11 protein-coding genes are annotated in these 16194 nt (G+C 57.1%); all 11 read left to right on the top strand.

Annotated elements, in window-relative coordinates:
- The first annotated feature begins 106 nt into the window (after window positions 1–106).
- The 11 genes from FPZ45_RS08810 to FPZ45_RS08760 all read left to right on the top strand — a co-directional run bounded on the left by FPZ45_RS08810 (window position 107) and on the right by FPZ45_RS08760 (window position 16190).
- Window positions 107–3001, top strand: coding sequence for a family 78 glycoside hydrolase catalytic domain (locus FPZ45_RS08810; RefSeq protein ID WP_144700371.1), 2895 nt, complete (start codon window positions 107–109; stop codon window positions 2999–3001).
- A gap of 212 nt (window positions 3002–3213) precedes the next feature.
- Entirely contained in the window at window positions 3214–4137 is a 924-nt protein-coding gene (locus FPZ45_RS08805) for a hypothetical protein (protein WP_144700369.1), read from the top strand.
- A 96-nt stretch (window positions 4138–4233) separates the two neighbouring features.
- Window positions 4234–4974 carry an ABC transporter ATP-binding protein gene (locus tag FPZ45_RS08800; protein ID WP_144700367.1) on the top strand — a complete coding sequence of 247 codons (741 nt, stop codon included), beginning with the start codon at window positions 4234–4236 and terminating at the stop codon, window positions 4972–4974.
- On the top strand, window positions 4967–5716 hold the full coding sequence (locus FPZ45_RS08795; RefSeq protein ID WP_144700365.1) for an ABC transporter permease: 750 nt from the start codon (window positions 4967–4969) through the stop codon (window positions 5714–5716). The genes FPZ45_RS08800 and FPZ45_RS08795 overlap by 8 nt, the downstream gene beginning before the upstream one ends.
- A 2-nt stretch (window positions 5717–5718) precedes the next feature.
- A complete protein-coding gene (locus tag FPZ45_RS08790) occupies window positions 5719–7164 on the top strand; it encodes a sensor histidine kinase (protein WP_144700363.1) in 1446 nt (481 codons plus the stop codon).
- A complete protein-coding gene (locus FPZ45_RS08785) occupies window positions 7161–7850 on the top strand; it encodes a response regulator transcription factor (protein ID WP_144700361.1) in 690 nt (229 codons plus the stop codon). Before FPZ45_RS08790 ends, FPZ45_RS08785 begins: the two co-directional genes overlap by 4 nt.
- Window positions 7851–8095: 245 nt before the next feature.
- Complete coding sequence (locus FPZ45_RS08780) at window positions 8096–10351, top strand: helix-turn-helix domain-containing protein (protein WP_186438302.1); 2256 nt, start codon at window positions 8096–8098, stop codon at window positions 10349–10351.
- 278 nt (window positions 10352–10629) lie between these two features.
- On the top strand, window positions 10630–11541 hold the full coding sequence (locus tag FPZ45_RS08775; RefSeq protein ID WP_144700357.1) for an ABC transporter permease: 912 nt from the start codon (window positions 10630–10632) through the stop codon (window positions 11539–11541).
- A 16-nt stretch (window positions 11542–11557) separates the two neighbouring features.
- Window positions 11558–12454, top strand: coding sequence for a carbohydrate ABC transporter permease (locus tag FPZ45_RS08770; protein WP_246120385.1), 897 nt, complete (start codon window positions 11558–11560; stop codon window positions 12452–12454).
- Window positions 12455–12513: 59 nt separating this feature from the next.
- Entirely contained in the window at window positions 12514–14085 is a 1572-nt protein-coding gene (locus FPZ45_RS08765) for an extracellular solute-binding protein (RefSeq protein ID WP_246120384.1), read from the top strand.
- 71 nt (window positions 14086–14156) lie between these two features.
- The gene (locus FPZ45_RS08760; RefSeq protein ID WP_144700355.1) at window positions 14157–16190 is read left to right on the top strand and encodes a beta-galactosidase; all 2034 of its coding nucleotides are present in this window, start codon (window positions 14157–14159) and stop codon (window positions 16188–16190) included.
- Window positions 16191–16194: the final 4 nt, after the last annotated feature.

The raw sequence follows: 16194 nt of genomic DNA, 5'->3' as shown, positions 1-16194 counted from the left end.
TGATGAAGTCATCATATATCCATTCGATGTCGTGATCAACCCATAACGTTCGGCGCCTGATTTTTTACAATGAAGAGAGGAAGACAACGACTAAGGATGTGTTGAGATGAGCTGGAAAGCTTTGTGGATATGGGGCGACGGGGAAGCCAGCCCGCGAAACGAATGGAGATGCTTCCGAAGAACGTTCGACGTCCCCGCGACGGGGGCGGAAGCAGCATCGCTGCGTATCTCCGCGGATTCGAGATACGTGCTCTACGTCAACGGAACGCAGGTGGGACGAGGCCCGGTGCGGTCTTGGCCGTTTGAGCAGTCCTTCGATACTTACGAAATCGGCCATCTGCTCCGTCCGGGAGAGAAAAATACGATTGCGGCGCTCGTGCTGCATTTCGGCGTGTCCACTTTCTATTATATTCGCGGTCGCGGCGGTCTCTTGGCCCAGCTCGACTACGGGTCGGGCGAAGTCGGCTTGAAGACGGACGCTTCTTGGCTGACTTCGATCCACCTCGGGCAGCATCCACGATCGCCCCGGATGTCTTGTCAGCAGGCGTTCGCCGAATACGTGGACGCGCAAGTCTGGGACGGCGATTGGATGAACCCTGGTTACGACGATTCGGGCTGGACGCTCGCCGCCGAACTCGGCGAAGTCGGCATGGCGCCGTGGACGGCCCTGAAGCCGCGCGATATTCCGATGCTGACGGAAGAAACCGTCTATCCGGTTCGCGTCGAATCGCTCGCCAAGGTGAACTCGTTCAAGCTGTCGACAGTCATCGATGTGCGCGCCGTTATGGCTCCGGGCAGCGAGGACCACGCGGACATCGTGCAATTCACCGGTTACGTGGCGACGTCGATTCGCGCAAGCAAGGCAGGACCGGCGACGCTCGGGTTCCTGGCTTGGGGCGAGTGCTTAAAAGCCTGTTCCTTAAACGGGGGAATCTGTGAGATGAACCGTTTCTACGGAGTCGATCCGGAGCGTTACCTGGATGTCGAATTGGTCGAAGGGGACAACTTGCTCTTGATCGACATCTCGACGATCCACGTGCATCACGGCAAGCTGGAAATCGGCGTCTACGCGGAAGATCCGATCGAGCTGATCTTTGCCTTCCCGACGGAAGGAGAAGCGGAATCCCCGTTCCTGGCGGTCGGTCCTTACGACCATTCCGTTATCTACGACCATAAGCCCTCCCGGGAAGTGGACTGGGAGGACGAGGCGTACAAGTCCGTCCTCGGTGCGGTCAAGAGCGCGAAGGATCTGGCACGGTATGCGGATAAATCCAAGCCGGTCCTGCCGAAATACATATCCGAAGCCGACGTCTTCGGCCTCTGCGTATGGCGGAAGGATAACGTGCCGCTCGCCGTTCCCGCGCAGCTTCAGAACGCGATCATCCCGAACGCCGAAGCGGGTGTCGTTCCGGTGTTCGAAGGATTCGATACCGAAGTGCTGCTCGATTTCGGCAAGGAGTATTCGGGTTACCTGTCTTTCGAGATCGAAGCGGGAGCGGGAACGGTGCTCGATTGGTACGGCTTCGAGTATATGGACGGGAATTATCGCCAGCAGACGTACGGCCTTGACCATACGATCCGGTACGTCGCCCGTTCGGGCCGCCAGGCTTACGCGACGCCTATTCGCAGAGGGTTCCGCTATTTAGCTTTGAACGTGAGGAACGCTGCGGCGCCCGTGAAGATTTACGGAGTCTCGTTCTCGCAGAGCAACTACCCGATCGCGGAAGTGGGCCGTTTCGAATGCTCCGATTCGCTGTTGAACGACATCTGGGAGATCAGCAAGCATACGACGAAGCTGTGCATGGAGGATACGTTCGTCGATTGCCCGGCTTACGAACAGGCTTTCTGGGTCGGGGACAGCCGTAATGAAGCGCTGGTCGGCAATTATTTGTTCGGCGCGCAGGACATCGTAAAGCGATGCCTCAGACTCGTGCCCGGATCGAAATTTCAATCTCCGCTGTACGCGGACCAAGTGCCGAGCGGGTGGAGCAGCGTCATCCCGAACTGGACGTTTTTCTGGGCGATCGCCTGCAAGGAGTATTACGAGCAGACGAACGACAAGGCGTTCGCGGTAGAAATGTACGGCCACATAAGGTATACGATGGAGCATTACCTGCTGAAGATCGACGAGAACGGCTTGTTTAACGTTAAAGGATGGAACTTGCTGGACTGGTCGCCGATCGATCAGCCAAACGAAGGTATCGTTACGCACCAGAACTTGTTCCTCGCGCAAACGCTTCGCGTCGCGTCCGAGATGGGCGAGCTTACGGGGGACGCCGAGAGCGCGGCCAAATTCGCCGAAGCTGCGGACCGGCTAGCGGCTGCGATCAACGCGCACCTCTGGAATGAAGAGAAACAAGCGTATATCGACTGCATTCACGCGGACGGTCGCCGTTCGAACGTGCTCAGCATGCAGACTCAGGTCGTCGCTTCGCTGACGGGTGTCGCCCAAGGCGAGCGCAAGCGGACCATGGACGCTTATCTGTTCTCGACGCCGGCGGATTTTGTGCAGATCGGCAGCCCGTTCATGTCCTTCTTCTATTATGAAGCTTTGGCCAAAGTCGGCGGAGTGAACGTCATTCTAGACGATATCCGCAAGAACTACGGCAACATGATTCGCCATGGGGCGACGACTTGTTGGGAGCAGTATCCGAACTTCCTCGAGAACCGCGCCAATCCGGACCAACTCACGCGCAGTCATTGCCACGCCTGGTCGTCGGCGCCGGGCTATTTTCTAGGCCGCGAGACGCTCGGCGTACGCAGCCTCGCTCCGGGCTGGACCGAGGTCGAGATTGCCCCGGTTCCTTGTGGGCTCTCGTGGGCGCGCGGAAGCGTGCCGCATCCGGCGGGCGGTCGGATCGACGTCAGTTGGACGATGGACGAAGCGGCGGGACGGATGCAGTTGGACGTCTCGTATCCGGCGGACGTGATCGTTCAGATCAAGCTTCCGGAAGGCATCGCGGGCGAGATCAAGGAAACGAAGCTGGAACGATTGATCTAATCGAGATCGCAAGTCGCCAAGGCGGGCCTATGCCCGCCTTTTTGGCTTGTCCGATTCTATCGTTTGCAGAATCCGGGTATCGAGTTTATAAAATTTTTATACTTTTTTAGAAGCGGTTAAGGACCGATTTACGGGGAGTTTAGGTCCGCGGGCTAAGATGGATTCAGGAAGCCGAGAGGATTTCCAAAAAAGAGTCCAAGGAGGATAAGAAAATGAACAAGAAGTTGGCGATGATCGGAGCGGGAGTTGTAGCGGGAAGCGTATTGTTGGTGTCGTCGGTCTATGCGGGCATCGGGAAAGCTCCGGGGTACGAGGCGTTCAAATCCGCCGTCAAGAACACGGTTGCCATCGAGAACGTGACGCATCGGGCGAGCCTGTCCATCGTGGATAACGGCAAAATGCTGATCGAAGCGAATTCCACAATGAAGACGGGAGACGGGAGCCGTAGCAGCGTCGATCTGACCGTACAGAGCGGTGACGAAAAGCAGCGCATTCAAGTTTACGGGCAGGAAGGGACGACGGTCGTGAAGACAAGCGGGTCCGACGTCTATCGCATCATAGAAAAGTCCGGCGAAAAGCGCGACTGGCGGGAGAGCAAGGAAGGTTTCGGTCAGCACGATCCGGCATTCGCCCAAGAAGCGGAGAAAGTGCTGGACGCGCTCGTCGGCAATCTCAAGAACGAAGTGATCCTACAGGATCAGGGTGACGGAAAGGAAATCTCGCTGCGCCTGGAGGGGAGCCGGATTCCTACGCTCGTTAATGCCATCGGCTCGCTGTTGATCCGCGAAAGCGGAAGAGACCGCGGCGGCCTGCCGGCCTCGACTCCCGCGGACACGTTCGGCGTCGACCTGCTCAGCCTAAAGGATAGCCTTCCCAAGCTGGCGCAGGACATCCGGATCGAAGCCGTGAACCTCGACGCCGACGTGAACGCCGATAATCGGTTCTCGAAACAAGAAGCCGAGATTCGCGTTAGCGGCAAGGATGCCCAAGGCGCGAGCCACGACGTCGTCGTGAAGCTGGGCGCGGGTTTCTCCGATTACGGCAGTACGGTAGCCGACGTCGTTGACTTGACCGGCAAGAAGACGGAGACTGTGAAGCCGCTGTCCGAAGATTTCGGCCGTTGGCATAAGAAATAATCAACGTGGAGAGAAGAACGGAGCGGAGCATGAAATCTGGAACCGCGTCGCTCTTCCTCTTCCGAATCCCCCATAAGGGGCAAGGAGGTTTAGCGCATGGATACGATCGTGGAGATCGAAGGATTAACGAAAACGTTCCGCAACAGAAGAGGTATTCGCGACATCAGCCTGAGCGTGCGGAGGGGCGACGTCTATGGCTTCTTCGGACCAAACGGAGCGGGTAAGACGACGGTCATGAAGATCATGGCCGGATTGAGCAGGGCGGATCGGGGCAAGGTCCGGTTGTTCGGGCACGACGTGGCCGCGAATTATGAACAGGCCATGGCCAAAGTCGGCGTGCTGATCGAGACGGCGGAGGCTTACGGCTACATGAGCGGGAGAAAAAATCTGGAGATGGCCGCGAGATTTTACCCAGGCCTTCCGGCCTCGCGCGTAGACGAGGTGCTTGAGCTCGTCGGCCTAAGCAACGTTCAGCGGGAGAGAGTCGACCAGTACTCGCTCGGCATGAAGCAGCGGCTCGGCCTGGCGGCAGCCGTTCTGTCGAAGCCGGAGCTGCTCGTTCTCGACGAGCCGACGAATGGTCTCGATATCGAAGGCACGGTTCATATTCGCGAGATTATCCTGCGGCTGGCCCGCGAGGAGCGCACGACCTTTTTCCTCTCTAGCCACCTTGTGCACGAGATGGAACTGATGTGCAATCGCATCGGCATTCTGCACGAGGGCAAGCTGATTCGGGAAGGTCCGCGTTCTGAGCTGCTGGGAGGCCGCTTCGCTACATTGGAGGAATTGTTCCTTCACGAGGTGCGGGAAGAAAGGAGAGCGATCGCCCATGTCTAGCTTATTCGCGAACGTCTTGAACGAATTATCGAAGATCGCCTATCGGAAAAAAACTTGGTTTTTCCTGGCCGCGACCTTGCTACTTTCGATCGGCGGGGGGCTGCTTCTCGCGAACGCTCAGAGCGGTTTCGGCATCGGCGCCGTGACTTCGGGCGATTATCCGATCAAGCTGCTCGGCTTGTTCACCGTTTTTTTCCTCCCCCTCTTCGTCTTCATGGGGGCCGCGGACCTGTTCTCGGGGGAACAAGGAGACCGCACGATGAAGATCCTGCTGACAAGACCGCTCTCGCGCTTCAAAGTATTCGCGTCGAAGCAAATCTCGCTTTGCCTGGTCATCGCCGCTTATTTGATCCTCGCGCTAGTCGGATCGGCGATCGCGTCCTTGTTTCTAAGCGGCGGACTTACGCCGAACGCCGTACTCGACTGGGCGGTCGCTTACGGGGCGGCATTCGTGCCGCTGGCGGCGCTGAGCTTCATCGCCGTCTTTCTGGCGCAATTTTTCTCGACCGCAAGCGGGGCTCTTACCGTAAGCTTGTTGCTGTACGTCGCGGCGAAGGCCGGCGCGCTCTTCTTTCCGCAAGCGTCCTCGTATTCCCCCGCGACCTACCTGGATTGGCATACGCTCTGGCTGGGGAACCCGATGGCAATGGGGCAGACTTTGAACGTGTTTATGTTTCTGGTGGCATGTAGTATATTGTTTTTTACGGCAGGGTTTTATTTCTTCGATAAAAAGGAGCTCTGAAAGTGTCTATTCGCGTAAGGCTTGTCTTGTCCTATGTGGCCATGCTCGTCGTCCCGTTCCTACTGACGGTGGTGGTCGTCGCCGCGGTCTCGCATTGGGGAGGATTACGGGATGCCCCGATATCGAAAGCTATGGATCGGGGAGAGCAAATGTACTCTGAGATCAAGCAGATGGGCTTGCGTGAGCCGGAGGTGTTCCTGCGGGATGTCTTTGTCGAAGATTTGAGCCTGCGCTTGGGCGAAATGGGCATGGGCCTGATCGTCCGCGTCGGCGGGGAGATTTTATACGCACCGCCAGGCTTGGACCGCGACCAAGCGAACCGGAAGCTTCCCGAATTCGCGTCGTTCCATGAATTTAAAGGGGATTTTTACGGCAATCGCTGGATCGTCGTCCAGGAGGATTTCCTGCTGGCGGACCGGCGGGAGCTATCGGTATTCGTCGTCTCGGACGAGAATCCTATTCCCGAATACTGGCAGAACTACTTGATCGGCATGGTCGGCGCTTTCCTGCTGATCCTGGCGTTGACGAACGGGGTATTGACGTATTTGGTTTCCCGCAGCATTATTCGCCCTCTGCAAACGTTGCAGAAAGCGACGGAAGAGATCAAGGAGGGAAATCTCGATCACGAGGTGAAGCCGCGGTCCAAGGACGAGATCGGCAAGCTTAGCGTGGCGTTCGAAGAGATGCGTAAGAAACTGAAGGAATCGGTCGAAGTGCAACTGCAATACGAAGAAAACCGCAAGGAGCTCGTCTCGAACATTTCGCACGATTTGAAAACGCCGGTAACCGCGATCAAAGGTTACGTCGAAGGCATCATGGACGGGGTGACGAATTCCCCCGAGAAGCTGGACCGGTACGTGAAGACGATCTATGCCAAAGCGACGGACATGGACAGGATGATCGACGAGCTGTTCCTCATTTCCAAGCTGGATATGGGCAAGCTGCCGTTCGATTTCGAGCGGGTGGATATCGGCGGTTATTTGCTCGATTGCGCCCGGGAACTGCAGGTCGACATGGAAAAGAAGGGCATCAAGCTGGAGCTGGCCGCGCTGCCGGAGGAACCGGTGTTCGTCAAGGCGGATCGCGAGAAGCTGAAGCGAGTGCTTATTAATATATTGGAGAACGCGATGAAATACATGGACAAAACCGACGGATTCATCGGCATGCAGGTCGTCCGCCAAGACGGCGACGTTGTGATCGGCATCGCCGACAACGGCCAAGGTATCGCCGAGGAGGAGCTTCCGCACGTCTTCGACCGGTTCTACCGTGCGGATCCCTCGCGCAATTCTTCGACCGGCGGCAGCGGACTCGGCCTCTCGATCGCGAAGCAGATCGTGGAGGAGCACGGCGGTCGCATCCGGGCGGAGAGCGAATACGGCAAGGGCACGACGATCTACGTGGCGCTGCCGGAATGGGGCAAGGGCAAAAGGGAGGAGACGCGGGCATGAAACGGATCCTGATTATTGAGGACGAGCAAAGTATCGCAGAGTTGGAACGGGATTACTTGGAGATCAACGGCTTTGCCGCGGATATCGAGAATAGCGGGGATAAAGGGCTGCAGCGGGCGCTCTATTCCGATTACGATCTGATCGTGCTCGATCTGATGCTGCCGAAGGTGGACGGCTTCGAGATTTGCCGCCGCATCCGCGCCGAGAAGGACATCCCGATTCTGATGGTCTCCGCCAAGAAGGAGGACATCGACAAGATCCGCGGCTTGGGGCTCGGCGCCGACGATTACGTCATCAAGCCCTTCAGCCCGGGAGAGCTTGTCGCTCGCGTGAAGGCGCACTTGGCCCGATACGAGCGGCTCAGCGGGCGGAGGGAAGCGCGCAACGACGAGATCCGCATTCGCGGCTTGCTCGTGGACAAGACGGCCCGCCGCGTATTCGTGAACGACAAGGAGGTCGCTTTTACGACTAAGGAATTCGACCTCCTGTGTTATCTGGCCATGAATCCGAATCGAGTGTTCAGCAAGGAGCAGCTATTCGATCAGATCTGGGGGATGGACGCGATGGGCGACATCGCCACCGTGACCGTGCATATCAGCAAGCTGCGCGAGAAGGTCGAGATGGATCCATCCAATCCTCAATACATCGAGACGATCTGGGGCGCCGGCTACCGTTTCCGGATGTGATGAAGCGGGGTACATATACGAGTACCGCCACGCGAACCTATTCCCCCCCCCCACCGTCCTTTTCCACGATATCGTACCCTCACGCGGCCTTATCTCCACATTCCGAAACAGTCACCTCCTCGCGAGAAGTCGGGTTTGTTCCGAAAAGAATACCTCATTTCCTCTTCCAGTACTTGTGCCTTGGAGGACAACGCCCTATACTTTCCGAAGAGAGAGGCCCGGCGGGCTGATAGAGGGGGATGCGAATGAAGCGTTTCATGCCGAGACAGAAGTACATTCGTATATTTTTGGCGCTTTGCATCCTGTTCGCGTTGGTGTCCATTCCCTTCGTGTATTTGATTACGCACCAGTTCTCGGCGTACGCTTTGAAGCAGATCGATAAAGTCAACCGCATCGAAGTCGAGCACGCCCAAGAGAACGCGGGTTTCGTTTTCAAAAAAATGATCGGTTACGGCCTGAACATGTACCAGGACAAAAGTATCCAGCTATGGCTGACCGACCGGACCGAGACGCCGGAGCATCAGGTCGACGCCATGACGGCGGCGGCCAATTATATGACGACCGAGCCGTTCATCGAAAATATTTATCTGTTCAACATGCGCACCGAGCATGCTATTAACTTGAAATACGGGCTGTCGACGTTCTCGGGCTTCTCGGATCGGGCCGCCTTGGATATCGCGAGACAGCCCCGCAAGTCCTATCTGAATTTCACGACGTACGAGACGAACGGTCGCCAGAAGTTGGCGCTGGTCATTCCGACGGTGCCTTCGGGCCAGCAGTCCTTCGGTTATCTCGTCATGGTGATGGAGAGCAAGTTGATTCAGCAATACTTGCTCAAGGAGAACCGCCAATCAGGGATGAGCTCCTTCATTCTCGATAGCGACGGCAGGGTTATGCTAGGCTCGGACGCGGAGGAGAGCTGGTACGCCGATCTGGCCGCGAAAGCTTCCCGGGAGGCGGGGAGCTTCACGCACCGGTACAAGGGGGAGCTCTGGTCCGTCCAATACGCGAGGATCGCGCCGCAGGGGTGGACGTTGTTCAGCACGGCGAAGGTGGAGGAAATCCGGGCGGATTTCGATTCCTTCCGGAACAACATGCTGCTATTCGCCGTCTCCTTCGCCGTTCTGATGCTCGCCATCCTGTTCTGGAACTCGCGGCGAACGTACAAGCCGTTTTCCCAGTTGGCCGACCAGTTGGAGACGAAGCTCGGCTCCCGGCTCAACCGCGAGCCGAGCGAAGGGCCAAGAGAAGAGTACAACGTGCTTCGGTCCGGCATCGAGATTTTGGCGGATCAAGTCGATAAGCTGGATATGTCGATGCGGGAGCATAAGAGCGTAATCAAGACGGAATATTTGCGCCAATGGATCCTCCAAGGCAAGCTGATCGCCCCGATCGAGCAGGTTCTGCGCGAGCATACCGCGTTGCTCCGGGAAGGCAATCTCCACGTGGGCGTCCTGCGTATCAACGAATACAGCTTGTTCGAGGAGCGCTACAACTTCGCGTCGAGGAAGCTGATCAAATACGCGATCGGCAACATCGCCGAAGAGATCCTGGGCCGGAATTGGTCCGCGGAAGCGGTCGATCTCGGCGGCGATCATCTGGCCGTGCTGCTATCTGGCCGCGATATCGCGATGGAAGAGCTAGTCGAAGCGATGGAGGAGGCCGGCAAACACATCTCCAGATGGACGCGGATCGGCGTGACGATCGCCGTAAGCGGACCAAACGCGTACACCGACGACTTGAAGGGGATCTACGGACACATTCATGAGCTAACGATGCTGAAGTTCATCTCCGGGGAAGATAAAGTGTATTTGGAGCAAGACTTTGAGGCTTATATGGCGCGCGTGCAGCCGTTACCGGACGATCACCTGCTGGATGAGTTGATCCGGCGGATCCGCATGGGAAAACCGGAGGAAGTCGGCGAGAGCTTGGACCGCATCTTCGGACCGATGCAGACAATGCGTTACGCGGACAGCAAGTTCCAACTCTCCTTAATCCTCTATACGCTGTTCAAGACGTTTAACAAATTGCCTTCGGTCGAATCGGTCGAACGGATAGAGAGCATCCTGGAGCGGTTCGATACGCTGGCGGGAATCAAGGGCTGGCTAGAGCAAGAGCTTCTCGAGATCATGGGCGATCTCAGCAACAAGAAGGGTTCGAGCCGTCGCGACGAGATCGTGGCGGAGATCGTGGAATACGTCGGAACGCATCTTCACGATCCGATGCTGACCATCGAGGAAATCTCCGATCACGTTTCCTTGTCCACCCGGTACATCCGTCAGCTGTTTAAGGAAGTGTTCGAGACGACGCTGTCCGATTACATTCTGGAGCAACGGATCGGACGGGTGAAGGAACTGCTGGAGACGACCGACTGGACCGTGACGGATATCGGGGAGCGCTCCGGCTTCCAGACGAAGAGCAATTTTTTTACGACATTCAAAAAAGCGACGGGCATGACGCCTAGCCAGTACCGGGACAACCGGCCCTCTCGGCCGTCTTGAGCCCGAGGAGAAGAGAAGCGTTTCCGGCTCCCGCGCCGGAGCGCTTTTTCTTTGTTCGCGGGATTCGGAAGGTTTAAGGATTGGAAGGGCGCCGGCCGAATAGGGGTTTCCGGGTGGAAGTTCCGTTTCGGCAACCTCGGTTCCGCCGTTAGAACCTGCCGTTTTTCCCGATTCAGAACCGATTAACCGGTATCGGAACTATACGGACCGGAGACGCGCGTCCTATGATGGAGCCATGAGAAACGCATACCACCCCCATCGGAAGCAGGTGATTCAACATGAGTTTTATCCGGGAAATCGCGAAGAACAAATATTTATACTTGCTCGCGCTGCCGGGCTTGGCCTTCCTGATTGTCTTCGCCTACATCCCGCTGAATGGCCACTTGATCGCTTTTAAGAAGTACAGGCTGGCGGACGGCTTATGGGGAAGCAAATTCGTCGGTTTCGACAATTTCAAGTTTTTCTTCATGAACGGCGATTGGTACAAGGTCACGTTGAACACGTTGTATTTGAACGGGCTGTTCCTCGTGTTCGGTCTAGGGCTCGCGCTCGTTCTGGCGCTGTTCCTGAACGAGATCCGCCAGGCGCTGTTCAAGAAGCTCGCCCAGTCGTTTATCTTCATGCCTTACTTCATCTCCTGGCTGGTCGTCAGCATGATGGCGTTCTCGTTCCTGAATACGACCGACGGCATGGTGAACCGGACGATTGAATCGCTCGGAGGAGAAAAAATCAATTGGTACTTAAAAGCGGAAGTATGGCCGGCTTTCCTGACGCTAATCTACGTGTGGAAATTCGCGGGATATTATTCGATTATTTTCCTCGCGGCGATTACCGGCATCTCCGGCGAATATTACGAGAGCGCTAAGATCGACGGCGCGACCCGGTTCCAGCAGATTTTCCATATTACGCTGCCGCTCATCCGAAGCGTCGCCATCGTGCTCGGTTTGCTTGGTGTCGGCCGGATTTTCTATGGAGACTTCGGCATGATCTACGGTATCATCGGCGACAACAGCGCTTTGTACGCCACGACGGACGTCATCGATACGTACACGTTCCGGGCGCTCCGGGTGTTGGGAGACTTCAGCAAGTCGTCCGCGGTCGTCCTCTACCAATCGGTGATGGGCCTGATTACAATCATCGTGTTTAACCAAATCGCCAGAAAACTCGACAAGGATTCGGCCTTGTTCTAGAGGAGGGACATCCCCTATGACTACTCGCTTGAAGGAAGACAGATCCCTGCCGGAAAAAGGCTTCCTGTTCGCAGTCTACGTCTTCGTCGGCCTGTTCGCGCTGGTCAGCATCCTGCCGTTCTGGCTCGTCGTCGTGAACTCGTTCGCCTCGGAAAGCAGCATCAAAGCCTACGGCATGCAGCTCATCCCGAAGGAATTTTCGCTATACGCCTACCAATTCACGATGGCGGGCAAACAGATCGCGAGCAGTTACCTGGTCACGATCACGGTGACGGTCGTCGGAACGTGCCTGGCCGTGCTGATCACTTCGATGTACGCTTACACGTTGGCCCACCCGCGAGTGAAATACCGCCGGATCCTATCGTTTATGACGTATTTCACGATGGTGTTCGGAGCGGGATTGGTCGGATTCTATATTTTAATCGCCAATACGCTCGGATTAAAAGATTCCCTATGGGCGCTCATTCTTCCGTACATGCTTAACCCGTTCTTCGCTTTTATCATGGTGTCGTTTTTCCGGACGTTGCCCTATGAAATCAACGAGGCCGCGACGATCGACGGGGCGAACGATCTGAGCATTTTCTTCCGGATCATCCTCCCGATCTCGACTCCGGTCATCGCGACGGTAAGCTTGTTCTACGCGCTTCAATACTGGAATGATTTCTATCTCGCGCTGCTGTTCATCGACAATTACAAGCTGCATCCGCTGCAGATGATGATTCGCCAGATCATCTCCAACGTGAACATCAGCTCGTACGTCGGAGGAAGTTCGACGTTGTATTCTCAAGCGGTGCCGACTTACGGCGTACAACTGGCCACGGTGTGCTTGACCATCGGCCCGATCGTGTTCCTGTACCCGTTTATCCAGAGGTTTTTCGTCAAAGGCATTACGATCGGCGCGTTAAAAGGATAGGCTTCTACCGGAGCGATCCGGTTAAGCATAGACATTATATCTTCGGGAGGTTAAGCATCATGATGAAAAAGAAGCTCTTAACGGGGTTATCGGTTCTCTTGCTTACGACCGCCGTACTTGGGTGCAGCTCCAAAGAGAAGAACGAACCCACGTCCGCGGGGACGGCCAGCGCCGGCTCTTCAACGGAAAGCCAGGCGGCGGGCGCCGGAGGGAAGCTCGATCCGGTGACGCTGAAGATCATTCTGCCGGGAGACCGTCCAGCGGACATGGATCTGATCATCGAAGAGGCGGAGAAGCGGATGGCCGATACGATCAACGTGAAGCTGGATCTCGTGTTCGTGCCTTGGTCCGATCTCGCTTCGAAGACGCAAGTCATGCTCGCGTCCGGCGAGAACGTGGACTTGATTTTCGATGCGCCTTGGCTGCACATGGAGCAAATGATCGCCGCGGGTTATTACGAGCCTTTGGAGGATCTGCTGGCTAAGTATGGCCAAGACGCCGTCGCGGTCCGTTCCCAGCAAATGTTCGACGCCAACAAGTTCCAAGGCCAGATCTATGCTCTGCCGCTCGGCAACTCCCATCTTGACGGAAGAACGTACCTGATCCGCAAGGACATCCGCGAGAAGCTGGGCGTACCGCCGATCGAGACGTACGAGGATCTCGTCGCCTTCGCCTACAAGGTCAAGGAAAACGAGAAAGGCATGATTCCGATCTTGGCTCCCGGCCAGCCCGGAGCGAGGGACCAGACTTGGGGCGCCTTCCGCGCCTTCATGACCTACGGACCGGAGATTCTCCGCTCCGACGCGCTCGGGCAGAGCATCGTCCTGAACTATAAGAACAACGACGGTAAAGTCTACAATCTGTTCGACGAGATGGACCCGACCGTCTGGTCTTGGATCGAGGAAGCGCGCAAGCTGTACACGGACGGACTGATCCATCCGGACGTTCTCGCCATCAAGGACGTGAACACCGTCTTCGAATCGGGCAACGTCGCCATTCTAGTGTCCAACGGGTTCGGCGTGCCGTCGAATATGTTGGCTTCCGTACCGGCGAACGTTCCGGGAGCCGAAGTCGAAGCTGTCACGTTCATGTCTTTGGAGAAGGGCGTCGTCACGACGAACTTCAAGCAGGCGAATTTCCAAGCCATCCCGAAAGTCAGCAAGAACAAGGAACGCGCCATGATGTTCCTGAACTGGACGGCGCAGAAAGACAACTACGACTTGCTCGCTTACGGAATCGAAGGGCGCAACTACGAGAAGATCGGAGACGACCAATACAAGTCGCTTCCTGACAGCAAGTACGGGTACTTCCCGTTCGCCTGGGTCTGGAACCCGACGCTCGACCGCTTGAACGCCGGTTTTGATCCGGTCTCGATCGAGCATTACAAGTTCAACGCGAACGCGGACAACCTCATCGCCAGCGTGCTGACCGGTTTCTCGTTTAATCCCGAGCCGGTGGCGAACGAGCTGTCGCTCTACAACGCGATCGAGGACAAGTACTACTCCGCCCTGTTCAACGGCGTTTCGGATCCGACCGAGACGTGGAACAGGCTGAAGGCCGAAGGCGAAGGATACTTGAAGAAAATCCAGAACGAATTGCAGAAGCAGATCGACGAGTTTCTGAAGAAATAAAGACCAAGACGGGCAGGCGCTCGGCGTAACCGGCCGGGAGCTTGCCCGTCTTCGCGAGAGGGGAGCAGCCGATGGAGAAGAAGAGAATATCGGGTCGCGTATTGTACGGGGCGGATTATAATCCCGAGCAATGGCCGGAGGAGATCGTGGAGGAAGACATCAGGCTGATGAAGGAAGCGGGAGTCAACACCGTTACGCTGAACGTGTTCGGTTGGGGGACGATCCAGCCCGCGGAGGACGTCTACGACTTCTCCGGGCTGGACCGGACGTTCGACCTGCTGGAGCGCGAAGATATCGGCGTCGTCTTAGCCACGCCGACCGCGGCGCCGCCGTCCTGGATGTTCGCCAAAGACGCGACCTTGCTCAGAGTCGACGAGAACGGGCGGAGAGTCGCGCATTGGAGTCGCCAGGCGTATTGCCCGAACCATCCTCTGTACCGCAAGGAAATACGCCGCATCGCCGGAAAGCTTGCGGAGCGCTACGGGAAAAGAAGCAACTTGCTTCTGTGGCACATCAATAACGAGTGCATCGTCCACTGTTATTGCGATTATTGCGCCGAAGCGTTCAGAGAGTGGCTGAAGGCGGAATACGGAACGCTCGAGAGGTTGAACGATTGCTGGCAGCTTCGCCAATGGAGCCTGACGAAGACCGACTGGGCGCAGATCGCTCCGCCGCTCGGAGGGATGTCCCATACGAGCGTCAGCCTGGATTACCAGCGTTTTCTGTCAGATAGCAACCTGGAAGGCTTCTTGGCGGAAAAAGAGGAGATCGTTCGGATTTCTCCGGACGTTCCCGTTACGACGAATTTTTACTCGATCGACTTTCTGGGGCAGATTCATCCCCGATGGGCCCAGCATTTAGACGTCATTTCCTGGGATTCTTACCCGCCGCATAAGGACCATGGGGTATGGGCGGCCTTCCAGCACGATTATTTCCGCGGCTTGAAGAAGGCTCCATTCTTGCTGATGGAGCAGGCATCCAGCAACGTGAACTGGAAGCCGTACAACCCGGCTAAGCGGCCGGGCATGATGCGTCTGCAAAGCTTCCAGGCGCTGGCCCGCGGGGCGGAATCGATCTTGTTCTTCCAGTTCCGCCAGAGCCGGGGAGGCGTGGAGAAATACCACAGCTCGCTCGTCAGCCATGGCACGGAATCCGATAACCGCGTATTCCGGGAGATCAGCGGGCTAGGCCGGGAGTTGGAGAAGCTGGGCGGCGTGCTTCGCGGCCAAACGCGGGCGAGGACGGCCGTACTGTTCGACCTGACGCTCTTATGGCTGGTCGGATGGAACAGGACGAGCCGGGACGTCGATTACCGCGAAGCGGTCACGGCGTTCTATAGGCCGTTATACGAAGCGAACGTACCCGTAGACGTCGTGCACCCGCTCGACGACTTGTCCGGCTACGACGTGGTCGTCGCGCCGATGCTCTATATGTTCGAAGAGGGCGTTCCGGACCGGCTGCGCGCCTACGTGGAACGCGGGGGCAAGCTGGTCATGAGCTACAACAGCGGCATGGCGAACGGTTGCGACGTCGTGGAACACGGAGGGTTCCTGCGTCCGATCGCCGACGTGTTCGGCATCGTCGTCGAGGAAGCGGACGCGCTGGAGCCGGACATGTCCAACCGGGTGAAGTGGACGGACGGCGCCTGCGCGGGCTCCGGGGATCGGCCGGACGGTTACCGGACCGGCAAATGGGGAGAGGTCGTTCGCCTGGAGGGAGCCGAGGCGATCGCCACGTTCGAGGAAGATTATTACGCCGGCAGTCCGGCGGTTACTCGCAATCGCTACGGCAAGGGAGAGGCGTATTACGTCGCCGCTCATCCTGAGCCGGCATTCATCCGGGAATTGCTTCTCGAAGTGTGCCAGTCCGCCGGTGTCGGGCCATTGGTTCCGAACGCGCCGCATGGCGTGGAGATTGCCGCGCGCGAGACGGATGACCGGCTTTTCCTGTTCCTGATGAATCACCGTTCCTCATCGGTCGAGATCGATTTGGCCCTATTATCGGCAGGCGCTTGGACGGATGCGATCCGCGGAACCCCGGTGACGGGTAAAATCGCGCTGGACGCTTACGATGTGCTCGTGCTGGAGAAGCCGATCCGGGAATAGGGGG

Source organism: Cohnella terricola (assembly GCF_007786475.1).
Taxonomy (GTDB): Bacteria; Bacillota; Bacilli; order Paenibacillales; family Paenibacillaceae; genus Cohnella; species Cohnella terricola.
Note: the sequence above shows the minus strand (reverse complement) of the source record. Positions and strands in the feature narration are given on the sequence as shown.